Annotated in this window: 16 protein-coding genes; 5 read left to right on the top strand and 11 right to left on the bottom strand. The window is 33.4% G+C overall.

Features of this window, described 5'->3' with window-relative positions; translation table 11 throughout:
- Positions 1 to 41: 41 nt before the first annotated feature.
- The 9 genes from IRZ99_RS01015 to ychF all read right to left on the bottom strand — a co-directional run bounded on the left by IRZ99_RS01015 (position 42) and on the right by ychF (position 9476).
- Entirely contained in the window at positions 42 to 641 is a 600-nt protein-coding gene (locus IRZ99_RS01015; RefSeq protein ID WP_194655501.1) for a hypothetical protein, read from the bottom strand.
- A gap of 80 nt (positions 642 to 721) precedes the next feature.
- On the bottom strand, positions 722 to 2596 hold the full coding sequence (locus IRZ99_RS01010) for a DNA topoisomerase IV subunit B (protein WP_194655500.1): 1875 nt from the start codon (positions 2594 to 2596) through the stop codon (positions 722 to 724).
- Positions 2597 to 2754: 158 nt separating this feature from the next.
- Positions 2755 to 3933 (bottom strand): nicotinate phosphoribosyltransferase, encoded by a 1179-nt coding sequence (gene pncB, locus IRZ99_RS01005; protein ID WP_194656124.1) that lies wholly within the window; start codon positions 3931 to 3933, stop codon positions 2755 to 2757.
- Positions 3934 to 4023: 90 nt separating this feature from the next.
- Positions 4024 to 4920: a transglutaminase domain-containing protein gene (locus IRZ99_RS01000; protein WP_370527651.1), complete on the bottom strand. Its 897-nt coding sequence runs from the start codon at positions 4918 to 4920 to the stop codon at positions 4024 to 4026.
- Positions 4921 to 5008: 88 nt separating this feature from the next.
- Positions 5009 to 5533 (bottom strand): NADPH-dependent FMN reductase, encoded by a 525-nt coding sequence (locus IRZ99_RS00995; protein WP_194655498.1) that lies wholly within the window; start codon positions 5531 to 5533, stop codon positions 5009 to 5011.
- A complete protein-coding gene (locus IRZ99_RS00990) occupies positions 5530 to 6489 on the bottom strand; it encodes a YihY/virulence factor BrkB family protein (protein ID WP_194655497.1) in 960 nt (319 codons plus the stop codon). The genes IRZ99_RS00995 and IRZ99_RS00990 overlap by 4 nt, the downstream gene beginning before the upstream one ends.
- A gap of 74 nt (positions 6490 to 6563) precedes the next feature.
- Positions 6564 to 7274, bottom strand: coding sequence for a hypothetical protein (locus tag IRZ99_RS00985; RefSeq protein WP_194655496.1), 711 nt, complete (start codon positions 7272 to 7274; stop codon positions 6564 to 6566).
- 8 nt (positions 7275 to 7282) lie between these two features.
- Positions 7283 to 7960 carry a TIGR02117 family protein gene (locus tag IRZ99_RS00980; RefSeq protein ID WP_194655495.1) on the bottom strand — a complete coding sequence of 226 codons (678 nt, stop codon included), beginning with the start codon at positions 7958 to 7960 and terminating at the stop codon, positions 7283 to 7285.
- A gap of 421 nt (positions 7961 to 8381) precedes the next feature.
- Positions 8382 to 9476 (bottom strand): redox-regulated ATPase YchF, encoded by a 1095-nt coding sequence (gene ychF, locus IRZ99_RS00975; RefSeq protein WP_026982091.1) that lies wholly within the window; start codon positions 9474 to 9476, stop codon positions 8382 to 8384.
- A gap of 319 nt (positions 9477 to 9795) precedes the next feature.
- Here ychF and IRZ99_RS00970 point away from each other — a divergent pair, with 319 nt between their 5' ends.
- The gene (locus tag IRZ99_RS00970) at positions 9796 to 12429 is read left to right on the top strand and encodes a TonB-dependent receptor (protein ID WP_194655494.1); all 2634 of its coding nucleotides are present in this window, start codon (positions 9796 to 9798) and stop codon (positions 12427 to 12429) included.
- 212 nt (positions 12430 to 12641) lie between these two features.
- On the opposite strand, the gene IRZ99_RS00965 is transcribed toward IRZ99_RS00970, so the two are convergent.
- Positions 12642 to 13805: a hypothetical protein gene (locus IRZ99_RS00965; RefSeq protein WP_194655493.1), complete on the bottom strand. Its 1164-nt coding sequence runs from the start codon at positions 13803 to 13805 to the stop codon at positions 12642 to 12644.
- A gap of 161 nt (positions 13806 to 13966) precedes the next feature.
- Positions 13967 to 14314 (bottom strand): 4Fe-4S dicluster domain-containing protein, encoded by a 348-nt coding sequence (locus tag IRZ99_RS00960; RefSeq protein WP_072971397.1) that lies wholly within the window; start codon positions 14312 to 14314, stop codon positions 13967 to 13969.
- 135 nt (positions 14315 to 14449) lie between these two features.
- Here IRZ99_RS00960 and IRZ99_RS00955 point away from each other — a divergent pair, with 135 nt between their 5' ends.
- The 4 genes from IRZ99_RS00955 (at position 14450) to IRZ99_RS00940 (ending at position 18546) form a co-directional block, all read left to right on the top strand.
- On the top strand, positions 14450 to 15523 hold the full coding sequence (locus IRZ99_RS00955) for an acyl-CoA reductase (RefSeq protein WP_194655492.1): 1074 nt from the start codon (positions 14450 to 14452) through the stop codon (positions 15521 to 15523).
- Positions 15524 to 15616: 93 nt separating this feature from the next.
- On the top strand, positions 15617 to 16687 hold the full coding sequence (gene serC / locus IRZ99_RS00950; protein ID WP_194655491.1) for a 3-phosphoserine/phosphohydroxythreonine transaminase: 1071 nt from the start codon (positions 15617 to 15619) through the stop codon (positions 16685 to 16687).
- A 237-nt stretch (positions 16688 to 16924) separates the two neighbouring features.
- Positions 16925 to 17875, top strand: coding sequence for a D-2-hydroxyacid dehydrogenase (locus IRZ99_RS00945; RefSeq protein ID WP_074656980.1), 951 nt, complete (start codon positions 16925 to 16927; stop codon positions 17873 to 17875).
- Between the two features lie 107 nt (positions 17876 to 17982).
- Complete coding sequence (locus IRZ99_RS00940) at positions 17983 to 18546, top strand: hypothetical protein (protein ID WP_194655490.1); 564 nt, start codon at positions 17983 to 17985, stop codon at positions 18544 to 18546.
- The last annotated feature ends 80 nt before the right edge of the window (positions 18547 to 18626 follow it).

Below are 18626 nucleotides of genomic sequence, written 5' to 3'. Positions count from 1 at the left end.
GCTGAATTATTTCAGTATTTATATGTATAACTTTATATTATTTAGTCAACTATTTTCTTCTTTGCTTTTAAGCTATCTAAAAATAATATTTCTTTTTTCTCCAATTCTTCGGTATCAACAAAATATTTGATTCCTTCTTTTTTCAAAAAAACTTTTAAATCATCTTTACAATAATCCCAATTTTCTTTTAAGTTATTAGAACTACTTGAGGTTCCACACGTAAAACAAAGTTCAATATGAGCAATTATTTCATTTTTGTTATTATAAAAAAGCATCAAATTTCTAGGCATATAGCATGTAGAGTAAGGAGCAACATCCCCTTCAATTTTACAATGATTTTTTATCAAATCAAATAATTCTTTGATTTTTGGTTTCTTCAATAATGTTATTTTTTCATTAATCATTGAAGTATCAAAATCAATTTTATTGTTTCTAATAATTTCTTCCCTATGCCTCAGTGTATCCCATGATAATCTGTCTGGATAAGAAAATATTTCTATCTTTTGAATTTGTTCAAGCTCGAAATCAATATTATCCGAATAATCTATTATTTGGTCAACTTCAACATTTCCCTCAGAATCTTTATTCTTATTACACGAAATTAAACCTAACATTATGATCAAAAACAGTATTCTCTTCATATAGTTATTCAATTTCTAATTATAAAAGCATAAATTTCAAAAACCGCAATCAGAGGATGCGGTTTTTTTAATGTTATTTTTTAAATAGCAACATCTTCAACTGCATCCAGCTCCACCTTCAAATTCTTGATAATAAACTCTTGTCTGTCCGGAGTGTTTTTTCCCATATAAAAAGACAAAAGCTGCTCAATTGAAGTGTTTTTATCCATCATAATTGGGTCTAATCTAATGGTTTCTCCAATGAAATTCTTGAACTCATCTGGCGAAATCTCTCCCAAACCTTTAAATCGGGTAATTTCAGGTTTTGGTTTTAGTTTTTCGATTGCATCTTTTCTTTCTTCTTCAGAATAACAGTAAATGGTTTCTTTTTTATTTCGAACCCTGAAAAGTGGCGTTTGTAAAATATACAAATGCCCTTCTTTTATTAATTCTGGGAAAAATTGAAGAAAAAATGTAATCAACAATAGACGAATGTGCATACCATCGACATCGGCATCGGTTGCAATTACAATGTTGTTATATCTTAATTTCTCTAAACCATCTTCTATATCTAATGCAGCTTGCAATAAATTGAATTCTTCGTTTTCATACACGATTTTCTTCGTCATTCCGTAGGAATTCAAAGGCTTACCGCGCAAACTGAACACGGCTTGTGTATTTACGTCACGCGACTTTGTAATCGATCCGGAAGCCGAATCTCCCTCGGTAATAAAAAGGGTACTTTCTAAGTTTCTGGGATTCTTAGTATCCGGAAGATGTGCACGACAATCTCTCAATTTTTTATTGTGAAGATTCGCTTTTTTAGCACGATCTGTTGCGAGTTTTCTAATTCCTGATAACTCTTTACGCTCTCTTTCGGCCTGTAGAATTTTACGCAATAAAGCTTCTGCAGTCTGCGGATTTTTATGTAAATAATTATCTAGTTTGTTCTTCACAAAATCATTTACAAAAGTACGAACTGAAACTGCTGGTGTCCCATCATCAGAACCCATATCTGTAGAACCTAATTTGGTTTTCGTTTGAGATTCGAAAACAGGTTCCATCACTTTTATACTAATCGCACTCACAATCGATTTACGAACATCAGATGCTTCAAAGTTTTTATTGTAAAACTCACGAATAGTTTTTACAAGTGCTTCTCTGTAAGCGGCTAAGTGAGTTCCTCCTTGTGTTGTATTCTGACCATTTACAAAAGAGTGATATTCTTCACTATACTGTGTTTTACTGTGCGTTAGAGCGATTTCAATATCATGATCTTTCAAGTGAATGATTGGATATTCTAAATCTTCTTCACTGATGGTTTCTTCTAATAAATCACGAAGACCATTCTCAGAAATATATTTTTCTCCATTAAAAATAATCGTCAAACCATTGTTTAGGTAGCAATAGTTTTTAACCATTTTAATTACATATTCCATACGGAATTTGTAGTTTTTGAAGATCGTTTCGTCTGGCGTAAAAGTTACTTTTGTTCCTTTTCGCTTTGTTGTTTCGATTACATCTTCTTCTAAAACCAGATTTCCACCTGAAAATTCAGCTGCTTTTTGTTTATCATCACGAACTGATTCTACACGAAAATAATTGGACAAAGCATTTACCGCCTTTGTTCCGACACCGTTCAAACCAACTGATTTCTGGAAAGCCTTAGAATCGTACTTTCCACCGGTGTTCATTTTCGAAACTACATCAACTACTTTTCCTAACGGAATTCCACGTCCGTAATCACGAACCGAAACCGTTTTGTCTTTGATAGTCACTTCAATAGTTTTTCCCGAGCCCATTACGAACTCATCGATACAGTTGTCTAAAACCTCTTTTAAAAGAATATAAATACCGTCATCCGGCGAAGATCCATCTCCCAATTTCCCGATGTACATTCCAGGACGCATACGAATATGCTCCTTCCAATCGAGTGATCGGATATTATCTTCGTTATATTGATTTTGCTCTAGCATAAATGAATTGGATTTTTGGCTAATGTACCATTTCTACACAAAAAATAAAAGCGTATTTTTTTTTTGTTATGAATAATAACAGCTTTTAATTCTATTTAAATTGATTTTAAAAAAATACAAGCTTTAAAAGTAGAAAAAATCAGTTTTAAAACAAAAAATTACGACTTGATTCCGAGTACTTCTTTTGCCAAAGCAATCATTTCGGGCGTTCCCGTATTTTTATTTTTTTCGTCAGAGAGTTTTACAACGCCTTGCCAATGTGTATTATCGGGTTTTGTATCGGTTAATTTAATAACCATATTCATAGAAGGAAGCCCAACGTCATTAGTAAAATTGGTTCCGATGCCGAAGGACATTTTAATTTTGTCTTTACAGAAATCAGCTATCGTTTTTACTTTCTCAAAATTAAGAGAATCCGAAAAAACAATAATCTTAGATTTTGGATCTATTCCCATTTTTGTATAGTGCATAATCACTTTTTGGGCAAATTCAATCGGATCGCCGCTATCATGTCGCACGCCGTCAAAAAGTTTAGAATATTTTTTATCAAATTGATTGAAGAAAACTTCAGTAGTATAAGTATCAGTTAAGGCAATTCCGAGGTCGCCGCCGTATACTTGCGTCCAATGTTCCAGGCTCATTAAATTTGCCATCTTAAAACCATATTGTGCAGCATGAAACATAAACCATTCGTGTGCATGGGTACCTAAAGGTCTTTTATTATTGACCATGGCAAAATGTACATTGCTTGTACCAATAAAACTTTGAGAACCGTATGTATTTAAAGTTTCGTTCACCAAAACATGAACATCATAAGAATGGCGGCGTCTTGTGCCAAATTCTAAAATAGAAACTCCAATTTTATTATAATTGTCAATTTTGTTTTTCGTCAGTTCTTTTACTGCTTCATCATTTAAACGAATTAAATGATTTGATTTGTAAAAAAGTTCAGATATTAAAGCCATTAAAGGCACTTCCCATAAAATAGTACGGTACCAAAAACCCTCAATTATAACTTTTATTTCAGAACCTTCCTGAGAAATATGAACCTCAGACGGATCATAACTATATCCTTGCAAAAAATCTAAATAAGTAGGATCAAGGTAAGGACAATGATGTGATAAATAATGTTTTTCGTCTTTTGTTAATCGTAAATCGGCCATTGCATCTACCGATTTCCGAAGTAAATCTGAAAAACCAGCTGGAAAAATGTGTTTACCACGATTAATGAAACCATAACGAACCTTTGCCTTAGGAAAAAGCCTGATTACAGCATGCTGCATCGTAAATTTATAGAAATCATTATCTAAGATTGATTTCAAAAAAGTTGTTTCCATAAGCCAGTTCTCTTTCATTTTTCAGTGAATGCTAATATACGCCAATTTCACAAAATAATAAAATTGTCTAAGCAAAGATGTGAAGACGATCTATTTCGAAACTACTTTAAAAGAAGCAATACTATTGGTATCCAGAAAAAATGTGATATAATCTCCTATCGTATTGTCAAACGTAATTTGAAATTCCAAACCTCCTCTTTTTTCTTTTGCATTCACAACTCTAACAGCCTGATTTCTTTTGTTCAAATAAAAAAACTGACTAGATTTTGAAATATTTTTTATCTGAAATGTGATTTTATGCCCTTTATTAACTTCAATAATTCCAGTTTCAGGAGCAATAATTTTATTATCTCCGGCTATTGTTTTATTATAAATTAAAGGTCCGTCCAGAAAATCATCTTTACTTAATCTATGGCCTAAATAAGAGCCAGAATCCGGGTAATGTTTTGCAAAAAAGTAATCTGGTTCCGTATCGAAATAGGCAGATTCAAAATCTTTTACCATTCTGCCTTTAGAATTATCATAATAACCCTGCCCCCAGGTAACGTCAACCAAACGCCATTTCCCATCAATTAAAACGGTATTCCAGGCATGATTTGAGGTGGTATTTTTTCGACCAATGTCTGCGAGTCTGATTTTGGAATCGCCACGAATAATTTCGGATTTTATTCCAACTAAGGCTGCCAAATGCTGGTATAAAAGTGTGAATCCTTCGCAAACAGCTTTCTGAGATTTGAATGTTTTTTGAAGCATATTATCATTCAATTCTTGTATTTTTCTCTGCTTTTCAGCCTCATTGCGATAAGAAAAGCTTTGTGTTCTTGGAGGATTAAGATAAGCATTAAAATCATATTTAATATTGAAGGCTATCCAACTGTAAATAGCCCTCGCTTTGTCATAATCTGAATTAAAATCTTTATCGATTCTCTGCGCTAGTTCTTCGGTGGAATCAAAACTTTTTGGATACTTTAAAACAGCCTTATCCACAGCGCTATATTTTTGCGCGTGAGAATACTGGAGGAAAAATACACTCAAAAAAAGGAACAGAAAAAAAATCTTTTTTATTTTCATGGGATTAGAAACATTCTTTAATAAGGTTTCTGAGTTCTTTATCTAACTCAGCATTTGTGATTTTATTTTGATTTAAATCAAAATTGGCATTAAAAGCAGGCAATGAAAAAGTCGCTTTTATATCTGCACCATATCGTGGCAAAGCGTTACGTCCGATTTCTAAAACAGAAGCACCTCCTCTTGAGCCCGGTGAAGTCGCTAATAACAACATAGGCTTTTGCTGGAAAACTTCTTTCGCAATTCGGGAGCACCAATCGAATAGATTTTTGAATGCTGCCGAATAGTTATTGTTATTCTCTGCCAGAGAAACTACTAAAATATCTGCACTTCCCAGTTTAGCCAGAAATGCTTTTGCAAGATCATGCTGCCCAACTTCTTTTTCAAGATCAACACTGAATAAAGGCATCGCAAAATCATTTAAATCTAAAATTTCAACTTCTGCATTTTCGAATAAACTTGCTGCATAAGTCGCTAAATGTTTATTGATTGACTGCGTACTATTACTTCCTCCAAAGGCTATTATTTTCATGGTTTCTCTTTTTGTAATGTTTCTTCTATTGGTTCTTTTTTTGGTTTGTCGATTTCATAAATCTCTTTAGCAATTTCTACAGAATACTCATTTGGATAAATTTTACCTCCATAAGATTTTGCATATACTTTAGTAAATTCTGCTCCAAAATACAGAATTATTGCCGAATAATATACCCAAACCAGAATTATTATAACAGAACCTGCCGCCCCATAAACTGACGCAACTGTAGAGCTTCCTAAATAAAAACCGATGGCAAACTTACCAATCATAAAAAGAACAGCTGTAACTCCTGAACCTATAAAAGCATCTTTCCATCTTATCTTTCCATCAGGTAATGTTCTAAAAATAATAGCAAAAAGAGTTGTTATACTCGCTAACACAATAACTATATTGACCACATAAAACAAATAAACCGTACTCTCCGGAAAATATACTTTTAAACGCGAACTAAGTAAGTCTAAAGTTGTACTTATAAAAAGACTGACCAGCATTAAAAATCCCACCGAAGCAATCATAGAAAATGACATTAAACGGTTTTGAATGAACTTCTTAACACCTTTATCTGGTTTTGCACGTAAGCCCCAAATAAAATTTATAGAGCTTTGTATTTCAGCAAAAACTCCAGATGCACCAATTAATAGCATAACGACTCCGAAGACGGTTGCAAAAACATTATCGCCTGATAATTGCACATTTTTTATAGCCTCCTGAATCTGACTCGCCGCGCCGTTGCCTACCAAGCCATTAATTTGCCCGTACAATTCCCCTGTAACAGCTTCTTCTCCAAAAAAGAAACCACAAATTGTAATGATAATAATTAATAAAGGCGGTAGCGCAAATATGGTATAATAAGCCAATGCAGCACTTAGCTTAATAGCATTATCATCGTTAAATTCTAAAAAGGTATTTTTTAGAAGAAACCAAGACTTGGCGAATATGTTTTTAATTCTCATTTACTATATTTTTGATATTCCCTCAAATTTAAGAATTAGTCAAAAATTTTGAATTGTTGCTTTTTGAGCAAATCTTATATTTTTACCATGTTGTTTTTACTCACTTTCATTTTTGAAACTTTTGTATATTCGCGATCTACGCCCAAGTTTTTAATTTTTAATATACTTTTGAACTCTTTTCTTGTTGGCTTCATCAAATAGGAAAGCGAATCTAACATTTTCCCTTTTATGGCCGTAACAGAGTCTAATTTCAGCAAGTCTTCTGGTTGATATATGCTCTTAAATGTAAGAACATTGTTTTCTAATGAAACTATTTCAGTCTCCCAAAAAATAGAATCCCTTGTACTTATAACCAAATTTCCGTCAATACGTTTTGCCTTTTGATTATATGATAATCTATATAATACGTCCGTATTTTTTTGAGACAATTCTATAGAATCACCGACTACTTTTATATCAAATTTCTCTTTAGTGTCCTTGGTAATTAATTTTCCATCAACAAGATTATATTCAGATTTTAAAGAATCCATTTTTTTTCTGTGAACCTTAAATTTATAAAAACATTCCCTTAAAATTCTGTCATCATCAATTCTTAAAAAAATAGAATCTTGAGTCATATACAATCCTTTAAATTTAGAAGGAAAAATATTCAATTCAGAATCATTAATAGGCTGAGGGCTCTCAAAATAAAATGAAAAACTTCCATAAGGTTCGGCTGCTGCTTCTGCTTTTTTACAGGAATTTGATATCATTATTACAATCAGAATTATAAATATCTTTTTCATAGCCGTTCTTATTGATAATGACAAAAAATCCCTTTATCATAAACCGTCCACAAGCTTGCTTTCTGGTTAGCAGCTTTTAAAGCGCTATTTGCCCAGGTATTGCAAGTATAAAATAAAGTATAACTTCCTTTTGCCTCGTAAAAAGCATCTTTTTTTCCGTAACTGTACCCTTTAATCCATTCCGGATTAGTGGGATTGCTGAAACTGTCTGAAATATATTCAACTAACTTTTGATAGTTTTCTTTTGAAATAAAAATGCGTTTGCAATTTTCGTTTTCTGCAAGTCCTTTGTAGAATGACGTATGCATTGCTGATGAACTTACTCCAAAGATTGCTTTTAAAGCTGTACTGGCTTTAAGATCTGACCATTCTGGTGTATGCAGATAAAAACCCTTGTCGCCCCATCCAAAAGCCACTAATGTTGCCAATGAATCTTTAGACTGTGTCTGGCTGAATTGTATTTCTTTTCGCCAATCTTTTATTTCATTTGCAACCGGAACTACAATATCAGTATGAACACCGTTGGAAAGAATGTAAATCGGAATTGCTTCTTTTTCATCCACTTTTGCAATATCTGCATTGACCGTAATTTTCGAAATCAGATACATCGAGATTAAATATAAAACGAGAAAAGTAATAATTCCGAGGATTGTCCAGCCGAGAAATTTGAAAGATTTTTTAAGCATTTTGGTTGGTTGTTTTTGGATTAATAAATTAGGTTATTTTGTTGTAACCAATTTTTGGGCCAAAAAATAAACTTTAAATTTTAAAAGTAGACTGGAATGCCAAAACAGAACGCGGATGATACGGATTCGCTAAAGCGAAAACGCAGAATTTGCACGGATTTTTTACTCTTTATTTTTTTTAAAAAATTTAGATTTATTCGCATTTTTTGTCAATTTCGACGAAGGAGAAATCCCCGCGAGAAGCTCGACAAAGATTGGGCTCTCGTTGCGGAGTTACTTGCGGGGATTTCTCCTTCGTCGAAATGACATACTTTGTACAATGAATTGAAAGAATTAAATTTTAAACATAAAAAAAACTGCTGAATTTCTCCAGCAGTTCAAGTCTATTCTCTTTATTCTTTATTCTATGTTCTAATAAAAATTATACGTTAAAACGGAAGTGCATTACATCACCATCTTTAACAATATATTCCTTTCCTTCCACTTTGAATTTTCCAGCTTCTTTTGCTTTTGCTTCAGAACCGTATTGAACGTAATCTTCGTATGAGATTACTTCTGCACGGATGAAGCCTTTTTCGAAATCAGTATGGATAACTCCGGCAGCCTGAGGCGCAGTTGCTCCAATGTTAATGGTCCAGGCACGAACTTCTTTTACACCAGCAGTAAAATACGTTTGTTGTTTCAATAATTTATAAGCGGCACGAATTAAAACTGATGCTCCTGGCTCAGTTAATCCCATATCTTCAAGGAAAACCTGACGCTCTTCGTAGCTTTCTAATTCTGTAATATCAGCTTCTGCTCCTACTGAAAGAATAATTACTTCAGCATCTTCGTCTTTTACTAATTCACGAACCTGATCCACATATTTATTTCCGTTTACAGCTGAATTTTCGTCAACATTACAAACATACAATACTGGTTTTGCAGTAATTAATTGAAAAGATTCCATTAAAACTTCTTCGTCATTTCCTTGAGGAGTAATAGTACGAGCCGATTTAGCTTGTAATAATGCCTCTCTGATTCTGTCTAAAAGTGCTTTTTCAGTTTGCGCTTCTTTATTTCCTGTTTTAGCAGCACGATTTACTTTCTCTAAACGTTTTTCAACCGTTTCTAAATCTTTTAGCTGTAATTCGATATCGATCGTTTCTTTGTCACGAATTGGATTTACATTTCCGTCAACGTGAACGATATTATCATTGTCAAAACAACGTAAAACGTGAATAATAGCGTTACACTCTCTAATGTTTCCTAAAAACTGGTTTCCAAGACCTTCACCTTTACTTGCACCTTTTACCAAACCTGCGATATCAACGATATCAACTGTTGCCATTTGTACGCGCTCTGGTTTTACCAATTCTTCTAATTTATTGATTCTTGGATCCGGAACGTTTACAACACCAATATTAGGTTCGATTGTACAAAACGGAAAGTTGGCACTTTGCGCTTTTGCATTAGATAAACAATTAAATAATGTTGATTTTCCAACATTTGGTAATCCTACAATTCCTGCTTTCATCTGTTGTTTCTGTTTATTTTTATTTGCTCCTGAGTTACTCAGGTTTTTTCCATCAGTACTTCTACCTTACTAGTATAGAAGTCACTTTTAATGGTTTATAATTTTATGTCTACTTTTTTGTTTCTGCCAAAATGATATTTTTTGGCTTTAAAATTTTGCAAATATAAGATTTAATAGCTCGTAAGTGAAGTAAAAATGACGATTAATGTATTTTAATACATCCTCTTAAAAAAAATTAAACTTTTTATTAAGTTTTTGTTAAAAAATATTACTTTTAGCAAATAACAAACAAAACAATAAACCAAACTTAACCAAAACCATGAAAAAGATTGTATTATTATTATTTCTATTAAATACGGCGTTTATTTTCGCCCAAAAAGAAGTTACAGGAGTCGTTAAAGACAAAACTGGCACACCATTACCTGGGGTTAATATTGTTGAGAAAGGAACAACAAACGGAGTTTCTACTGATTATGAAGGCGGTTTTACTATAAAAGTAAAAGAGGGTGCAACTTTAATTTTTACTTATGTTGGTTATTCAAGCGTTGAAAAATCAACTTCAGGTGGCAAAATTGAAGTTACTTTAGACGAAAGCGGCGGACAGATTTTAAATGATGTTGTCGTTGTGGGTTCCAGAAATGCTAAAAGAACTGTTGTAAATTCTGCTGTTCCAATTGATGTCATAAATGTAAAAGATGTTACAACACAAAGTGGAAAATTAGAAATCAACGAACTTTTACAATATGTTGCGCCATCGTTCAACGCCAACAAACAATCTGGTTCTGATGGAGCCGATCACGTTGATCCTGCTTCATTAAGAGGTATGGGGCCTGACCAGACTCTGGTTTTGATTAACGGAAAAAGAAGACATCAATCTTCTCTAATCAATTTGTTTGGAACACGTGGACGTGGAAATACAGGAACAGATTTAAATGCAATTCCTGCTGCTTCTATTAAAAGAATCGAAATTTTGAGAGATGGAGCAGCCGCACAATACGGTTCAGATGCTATTGCAGGAGTTATTAATATTGTAACCAATGACAACGTAAATGAACTTACAGGTTCTGTAACTTATGGCGTTTTCAATACCAATGCAAAAGGCGATTTCTTACCAGGAACTCCAAATACAAAAGGATTCAGATTAGATCAGGATGGTAACGGAAATTCTTACGGAAAAGATCAGGATTTTGACGGGGGTTCTGTAAAAATAGCAGCTAATTACGGTACATCAATTGGAAGTAAAGGCGGTTATGTAAATGTTACTGGTGAGTTTTTAAACAAAAACAAAACTTTAAGACCTAGTTATGATTTTAGAAAAGGTTTTGGTGATGCAGAAATTCAGGGTGTGAATTTATTTGCCAATATTGCAATTCCGATTTCTGATAAAACAGAATTTTATGCTTTTGGAGGCAGTAACTTTAGAAATACTGATGCTTATGCCTTTACAAGAAATGATGGCGAACGAGTTGTAGAAGAAATTTACCCAGGTGGTTATACACCAAGAATTACATCAAAAATAAATGACAACTCGATTGCAGCCGGAATTAGAACAGAAACTTCTGGCGGATGGAAATTGGATTTCAGTAACACTTTAGGGCAAAATAAATTTCAATACGACATTAAAGGAACTTTAAATGCTTCTCTTGAAGAAAATTCTCCAACAGAATTTGATGCTGGAGGACACAGTTTGCTTCAAAACACAACCAATTTTGATGTTTCAAAAAACTATGCTGATGTGATGAGCGGTTTTAATATTGCTTTTGGAACAGAGTTTAGAGTAGAGCAATTTAAAATTTTTGCTGGTGAAGAAGGTTCTTACACTACTTATGACACTAATGGACAACCAATTACTGACCCAACAACTCAAAGTGCACCTATAGATCCTATTTCTGGAGAACCAAGACCAGGAAGTTCACAGGGTTTTCCTGGATATAGCCCTGCAAATGAGGTAAATGAAAGCCGTACCAACTTCTCTTTATATACTGACGCAGAGTTAGATGTTACTGAAGGTTTTATGGTAAGTGGAGCGGTTCGTTTTGAAAACTATAGTGATTTTGGAAGTACTTTAAACGGAAAATTAGCTTCAAGAGTAAAACTTAGTGATCATATCAATGCCAGAGGATCTATCAGTACTGGCTTCCGTGCACCTTCATTGGCTCAAATTTATTATAATTTACGCTTCACCAACTTTAATGCAAGTGGTGCAACAGAAGTACTTTTAGCTCCAAACGATAGTCCTGTAACAAGAGCTTTTGGAATTGAAAAATTAAACGAAGAAAAAGCAGTAAATGCTTCCTTGGGTTTAACTGGTACTTTTGGAGATTTCACAGCAACTGTTGATGGCTATTACATTAAAGTAAAAGATCGTATCGTTCTTACAGGATATTTTGATGCGAGCAGTTTAAATCTTGGTGTTTCTGAAGCTCAATTTTTTGCTAACGGAGTTGACACTAGTACACACGGTTTAGATTTAGTTTTCTCATGGAAAAAAACATACGATTTTGGAAATATTGGAGCAACTTTGGTTGGAAACATTAACGATATGAAAATCGATGAAGTAAAAAATGGTAATTTAGATGCTGATACTTTCTTCGGCAAACGTGAAAAAGCATTTTTATTGGCTTCGGCTCCAGATAGCAAATTTGGTTTAAATTTGACTTACTCAAAAAATAAATTTGATGGAGGCTTGGCTTTTACCCGTTTCAGCAAAGTAGTTTTGGTTGACTATAATGATGAAGATGATGTTTACAATCCAAGATTAGTAACCGATTTAACTTTAGGTTACAGACTTAACAAAAATCTAAAATTAAGCATTGGCAGCAATAACTTATTCAACGTATACCCTACTAAACAAGACGAACAAGGTAATACCGAAGCCGGAGGATATTGGGACGCTGTTCAAATGGGTTTCAGCGGAGCTTATTACTACGCGAGACTTGGATTTAATTTCTAATCAAAATTTTAAAACACATAGAAACGTAGATCTTCTCTCTTTTATCGAATTAGTATAGGTAAGAACTTTTTCGCATAGTTCTATTCTATGATTTAAAAGTGTAAGGCGTTCTTTTAGATCGCAAGTCTATTCTTCTATGTGTTTCGAAATAAACTATAAAAAGAAAAAATCCTGAGTTCAATACTCAGGATTTTTTTTGTTCTTTATTAACACTACAATTTAAATTCTAATGAATCTATAATTCCTTTTTCTTCTTCAGTAGCAGTAAATCCAGATATATCCCAATACTTGGTTAGAATTTTATTCTGTTTATTAAAAAGGGTTTTCTCTTTAAAGACATCACTTTCTTTATAAGTAAAATTTTGTCTGTTGAAATTGGTTGTGATAAAATTATTCCGAACCTGAATATTTTTTTTGGCTTGATTTTTTAAAATCAAATCATAACCAATTTCCTCATTTGCAGTTAGTAAATAATAATCTTCACCATCAATTCTATAAGTTACCTTAACTTGTGATCTGGTTACATTCTTAGAACCCGCTTTTGTCTGTTCTTCAATTTGAGCGAGATTTCCAGGTGCGATAACAATGCTGAATTCTACAATTAACTTTTTTACCGGATCGTAAATAATCTCAAAAGTATCTAACGCTTTTTTAGACTTATCCAAAGGCGTGATTGACATTATATAATACTTATTATTTGGATGTCCTTTTGTTGTGAACTCGTATTCTTTCTTTGTTTTTGAATCTAAAACCGGGTCAAAATACTTCAAATTCGAATAATTCTCCATGATATTATTCAAATTATATCCCATTAAATCGGCACTAACATCTGTTTCCAACAATCCGTAAGATCTATTTTGTTCTACTAATAAAGTTGTAGTTGCTTTCTTTTGGTTTCCTTCGAATTGAAAATTTACCAACCCGTCATTATAATAAGAGTATTTATTATCCAACATAAAAAACTCCCTTACATAGACTTTTAATCTATAAGCACTAGCTAGTTTTTCCCTTGAATTCGAAACAATTTTTTGAAGATTTTTTTCTGGCTTTTCTTTTGAAACAACAATTTCCTCTAGTTTATTGTTGTTATTTTTAAGATAAACTACAAATAGATCTGGTTTTAAAGGTCCCCAACGAAGTGTCACTGTTTCATAGTTGGTCTCCGAAACCTGAAGACTAGAGGCGCCGTTCAATTCGAAAGTTACCTTCCCGTCCTGATTACTTATTAATGTTTGTTTCGTTTTCATGATAAACACGATTGCGTTTTCTATAGGTAGTTGTGTTTCAATATCTTTTACAACAATAGAATACTCCGCTTTTTGAGAAAAAGCAGTAGTGTTAACGAAAATAATTAATAATAGTAGTAATCCTCTCATAGGCAATTGTTAAAATATTATCATCAAATTAACAAAATAAATAATTAAGTAACAGTAAACTACCTCAAAAAAAACAAAAAAACTTATATTAATAAATAAAAAAAAATCCTGAGTGTAGTACTCAGGATTTTTAATATCTAAATTTTGATTAAGAATCGTTATTATCCGTGTAAAAACGCTTGTCTATTCAACAAGGTTTCTTCATCTTCTACGTGATTATCATCTGGCACACAACAATCTACAGGACATACTGCAGCACATTGAGGTTCGTCATGGAAACCTTTACATTCAGTACATTTTCCCGGAACGATGTAATATACTTCATCAGAAATTGGAGTTTGAGCATCTTCTGCATCCACTTCAGTTCCATCTGGTAAAATCACTTTCCCTTTAAGACTAGTTCCATCTTTGTATCTCCAATCATCAGCACCTTCATATATTGCTGTATTTGGGCACTCTGGTTCACAAGCCCCACAATTGATGCATTCGTCAGTTATAATTATTGCCATTTTTTTCTTAGTTACGAGTTAAAAGTTACAAGTTCAGAAATAATAATACGAAGATTTTATTCTGCTTTGTCTTATAACTTAATATAGCTTATTTTTGTGCAAAATTACAATCAAAACTATTCATAAACAAACATTATGACATTAGAAACAAAAAAAAGTGTTTTTGTTGAATTAGGAAAATTTCTGAAACAATTTTCTGAAAACGATACAACTCGAAAATCGGATGTTCTACATAACGATTTATTTTTTGATGATTTCGAAAAGCTGATCTATTTATCACAATCTCATAATGGATGGTACACACCTGATCAAGTGTATTTTGCAATAAAATCGTGGGCAGACGCTTTGACCGAAGAAAATCTTAATAAATGGATTTCAAATTACCGGACCGAGTTTTCTCAAAACAATGAAAACGAAAAAAATGTGGCGCTGATTTTAGCCGGAAATATTCCGTTAGTAGGTTTTCATGATTTTTTATCGGTTTTAATGACTGGTAACAAGGCTTTGATTAAAACATCATCAAACGACCAGCATTTATTGCCGTTTTTAGCTAAATATCTTATTGCTGTTGATGAAAATTTAAAAGAAAGAATCACTTTCGTGGAAGGCAAACTGGAAAACTTTGATGCCGTAATTGCCACTGGAAGCAACAATACATCTCGATATTTCGAATATTATTTCAAAGATAAACCCTCGATCATTCGTAAAAACAGAAATTCGGCTGCTGTTTTAAACGGAAAAGAATCTAAAGAAGAATTAGAAGCTTTAGGCGAAGATATTTTCCGTTATTTCGGATTAGGATGCCGTAATGTTTCCAAGATTTTTGTCCCAAAGGGTTATTCTTTTGATGCCTTTTTTGAAGCTATTTTCAAATATCAGGATGTTATTCATTATGAAAAATATGCTAATAATTACGACTACAACAAAGCCGTTTTTTTGATGAGTAATTTCAAATTATTGGATAATGGATTTTTGACCATAAAAGAAGATTCAAGCTACGCCTCGCCTATTTCGAGTGTTTTTTATGAATTTTATGAAAATATCGAAGATTTACAGACTCGCCTAGAGGCTGATTCTGAACAAATTCAATGCATCGTTAGCAACGATTTAATCGAAAATAGCATTCCGTTTGGCCAAACGCAAAATCCGCAATTGTGGGATTACGCAGATAACGTAGATACTATAACGTTTTTGTTAACAACAAAGTAAAAATATGTTTAATTATTTCGAATAATTTATCGCTTTTTCAGCTCCTATTGCCGAAATTTGCATCTTTAAAATTTTCGACTATTAACAAGAACCATGAAAAAACACAACTACAGCGCAGGTCCAAGTATTTTACCTCAGGAAGTTTTTGAGAAAGCATCAAAAGCAGTTTTAAACTTTAATGATACAGGATTATCTATCCTTGAAATTTCGCACCGAAGTAAAGAGTTCGTTGCTGTTATGGAAGAGGCACGATCACTTGCTTTAGAGTTATTAGGACTTCAGGGAAAAGGATATCAGGCCTTATTTTTACAAGGTGGTGCAAGTACAGCATTCTTAATGGCTCCGTACAACTTGATGAAAGAAAACGGAAAAGCAGCTTATTTAGATTCAGGTACATGGGCAACTGCCGCAATAAAAGAAGCCAAATATTTTGGAGAAACTGTTGTTGTAGCTTCTTCAAAAGAAGAAAATTACAACCACATTCCAAAAGGATACGCAATACCAAGTGATGCAGATTATTTTCACTGCACAAGTAACAATACTATTTTTGGAACTCAAATGAAAGAATTCCCTGCAACTAACATTCCTGTTGTTTGCGATATGAGTTCTGATATTTTTTCACGTGAATTAGATTTCTCTAAATTTGATTTAATCTATGCTGGAGCTCAAAAAAATATGGGTCCTGCAGGAACTACTTTAGTAGTAATCAAAGAAGATATTCTAGGTAAAAACGGAAAAGAAATTCCAAGTATGTTAGATTATGCTAAACACATTAAAGGTGAAAGTATGTATAATACTCCTCCTGTTTTTGCTGTTTACGTTTCTTTACTGACTTTACAATGGATTAAAGAAAAAGGTGGAATCGCTGCTGTTGAAAAATTAAACGACGCAAAAGCTGATTTACTTTATGCTGAAATCGACAGAAACCCATTATTCAAAGGTGCTGCAGCTGTTGAAGATCGTTCTAAAATGAACGTTACTTTCTTATTGAACAACGCTGACCATACGGCAATTTTTGATGCTGCATGGAAGGAAGCTGGAATTTCAGGAATCCCGGGACACCGTTCTGTTGGTGGTTACAGAGCCTCTATTTACAACGCTATGCCTATCGAAAGTGTTCAGGTTTTAGTTGATGTAATGAAAGCGTTGGAGTCTAAAGTATAGTTTTCAGTCGCAGTCGCTCCCGATAGCTATCGGGATCAGTTTATCGAAAATGTGAATTGAATACTGAAACCCTAGCCCCGATAGAAGTGGAAATCCTTTTATGTTTTTTTTCAAAACATAAAAGATTGGAACGGATAGCGGGATTAGCTCCTTTATCAAAAAAGAAAAAATTATATATATCTTAATCTTCTAATCTTAACTGATTAAACGATTAACCAAATAAACACATAAACTAAAATGAAAGTATTAGCGAATGATGGAATTTCAAAAAGTGGAATTCTGGCTTTAGAAAAAGGTGGATTTGAAGTTATAACTACAAAAGTAGCTCAGGAACAAGTAGCTAATTTTGTGAATGAAAACAATGTAGACGTAGTTTTAGTGCGTAGTGCGACTAAAGTTCGTAAAGATATTATTGACGCTTGTCCTGGTCTTAAAATTATTGGCCGTGGTGGTGTTGGTATGGATAATATCGATGTTGATTATGCTAAAAGCAAAGGAATCCACGTAATTAACACACCAGCTTCATCATCAGAATCTGTTGCTGAATTGGTATTTGGACACTTGTTTTCCGGTGTTCGTTTTTTACATGATTCTAACAGAAATATGCCTCTTGAAGGAGATTCGAACTTTGATGGTTTGAAAAAAGCTTATGCAAACGGAACTGAATTAAGAGGAAAAACGCTTGGTATCGTTGGTATCGGTCGTATCGGGCAAGCTACTGCAAAGATGGCACTTGGTTTAGGTATGAAAGTTATCGCTGCTGATAGTTTTATTCCGCAAGTTGATGTAAAAGTAGAATTCTTTGACGGTCAATCTATTACTACAACAATCGTTTCTCAATCATTGGAATCTTTATTCAAAGAAGCTGATTTCATTACATTGCACGTTCCTGCTCAGGATGGTTACATCATTGGTGAGAAAGAATTAGCAATTATGAAAGACGGTGTTGGAATCGTAAACTGTGCTCGTGGTGGTGTTATTGACGAAGTTGCTTTAGTAAAAGCTTTAGATTCAGGGAAAGTTGCTTTTGCAGGTCTGGACGTTTTTGAAAGCGAACCAAAACCAGAAATGGCCATTTTAATGCACACTAAAATTTCTTTAACTCCTCATATTGGAGCAGCAACCGGAGAAGCACAAGACAGAATTGGAACTGAATTAGCATCGCAAATTATTTCTTTGTTGAGCTAATTAATTATAATTAAATTATTTAGAAGGGATTTATTAACATCGTTTAATAAATCCCTTTCTTTTTTTGATTAAATTTGAGTTTAAATCTAATCTAAATTCTTTAAATCATGTTTGAACAATTAACACAATTAGTACAACAATACGGAGGCGATGCTGTTGTAAACAACACTGCTGTCCCAAATGAGCATAATGAAGCCGTAATTGGTGAGACTAGTAATTCGATATTCGCTGGATTGCAAAAGATTGCTTCAGAAGGCGGTGCAGAACAATTGGCAGGTTTATTTAACGGAACATCTTCTATCGACAGTTCTAACCCGGTTGTACAACAATTAACACAACAAGTGAGTGGAAACCTTGGTGAAAAATTTGGATTAAGCAGCGAAGCTTCTTCAGGAGTTGCAGCAAGCATGATTCCACAAATTCTAAGCTCCCTGGTAAATAAAGCAAAAGACCCAAATGATAGCAGTTTTAATATTTCAGACATAATCAGCTCAATTTCCGGAAATAGCGGACAAGCTTCTAACATAATGGATACTATTTCTAAATACGGAACTCAATTTGGTTTAGATCAAAACGCCGATGGAAAATTGGATGTAGCTGATGTTATGGTTGTTGCTAAAACTAAAGGCGGTATAGCTGGTTTTATTGGAAAAATCTTTGGAAGTAAATAAAGGTTCTAAGGGGCTGAGACACTAAGGTTCTGAGCTTTATCAACTTTACAAATAAAAAAAAGCTGTTTCTAACAGCTTTT

The sequence above is a fragment of the Flavobacterium sp. LC2016-12 genome (assembly GCF_015351595.1).
GTDB lineage: Bacteria > Bacteroidota > Bacteroidia > Flavobacteriales > Flavobacteriaceae > Flavobacterium.
This window is presented reverse-complemented; position numbering and strand designations above follow the sequence as displayed.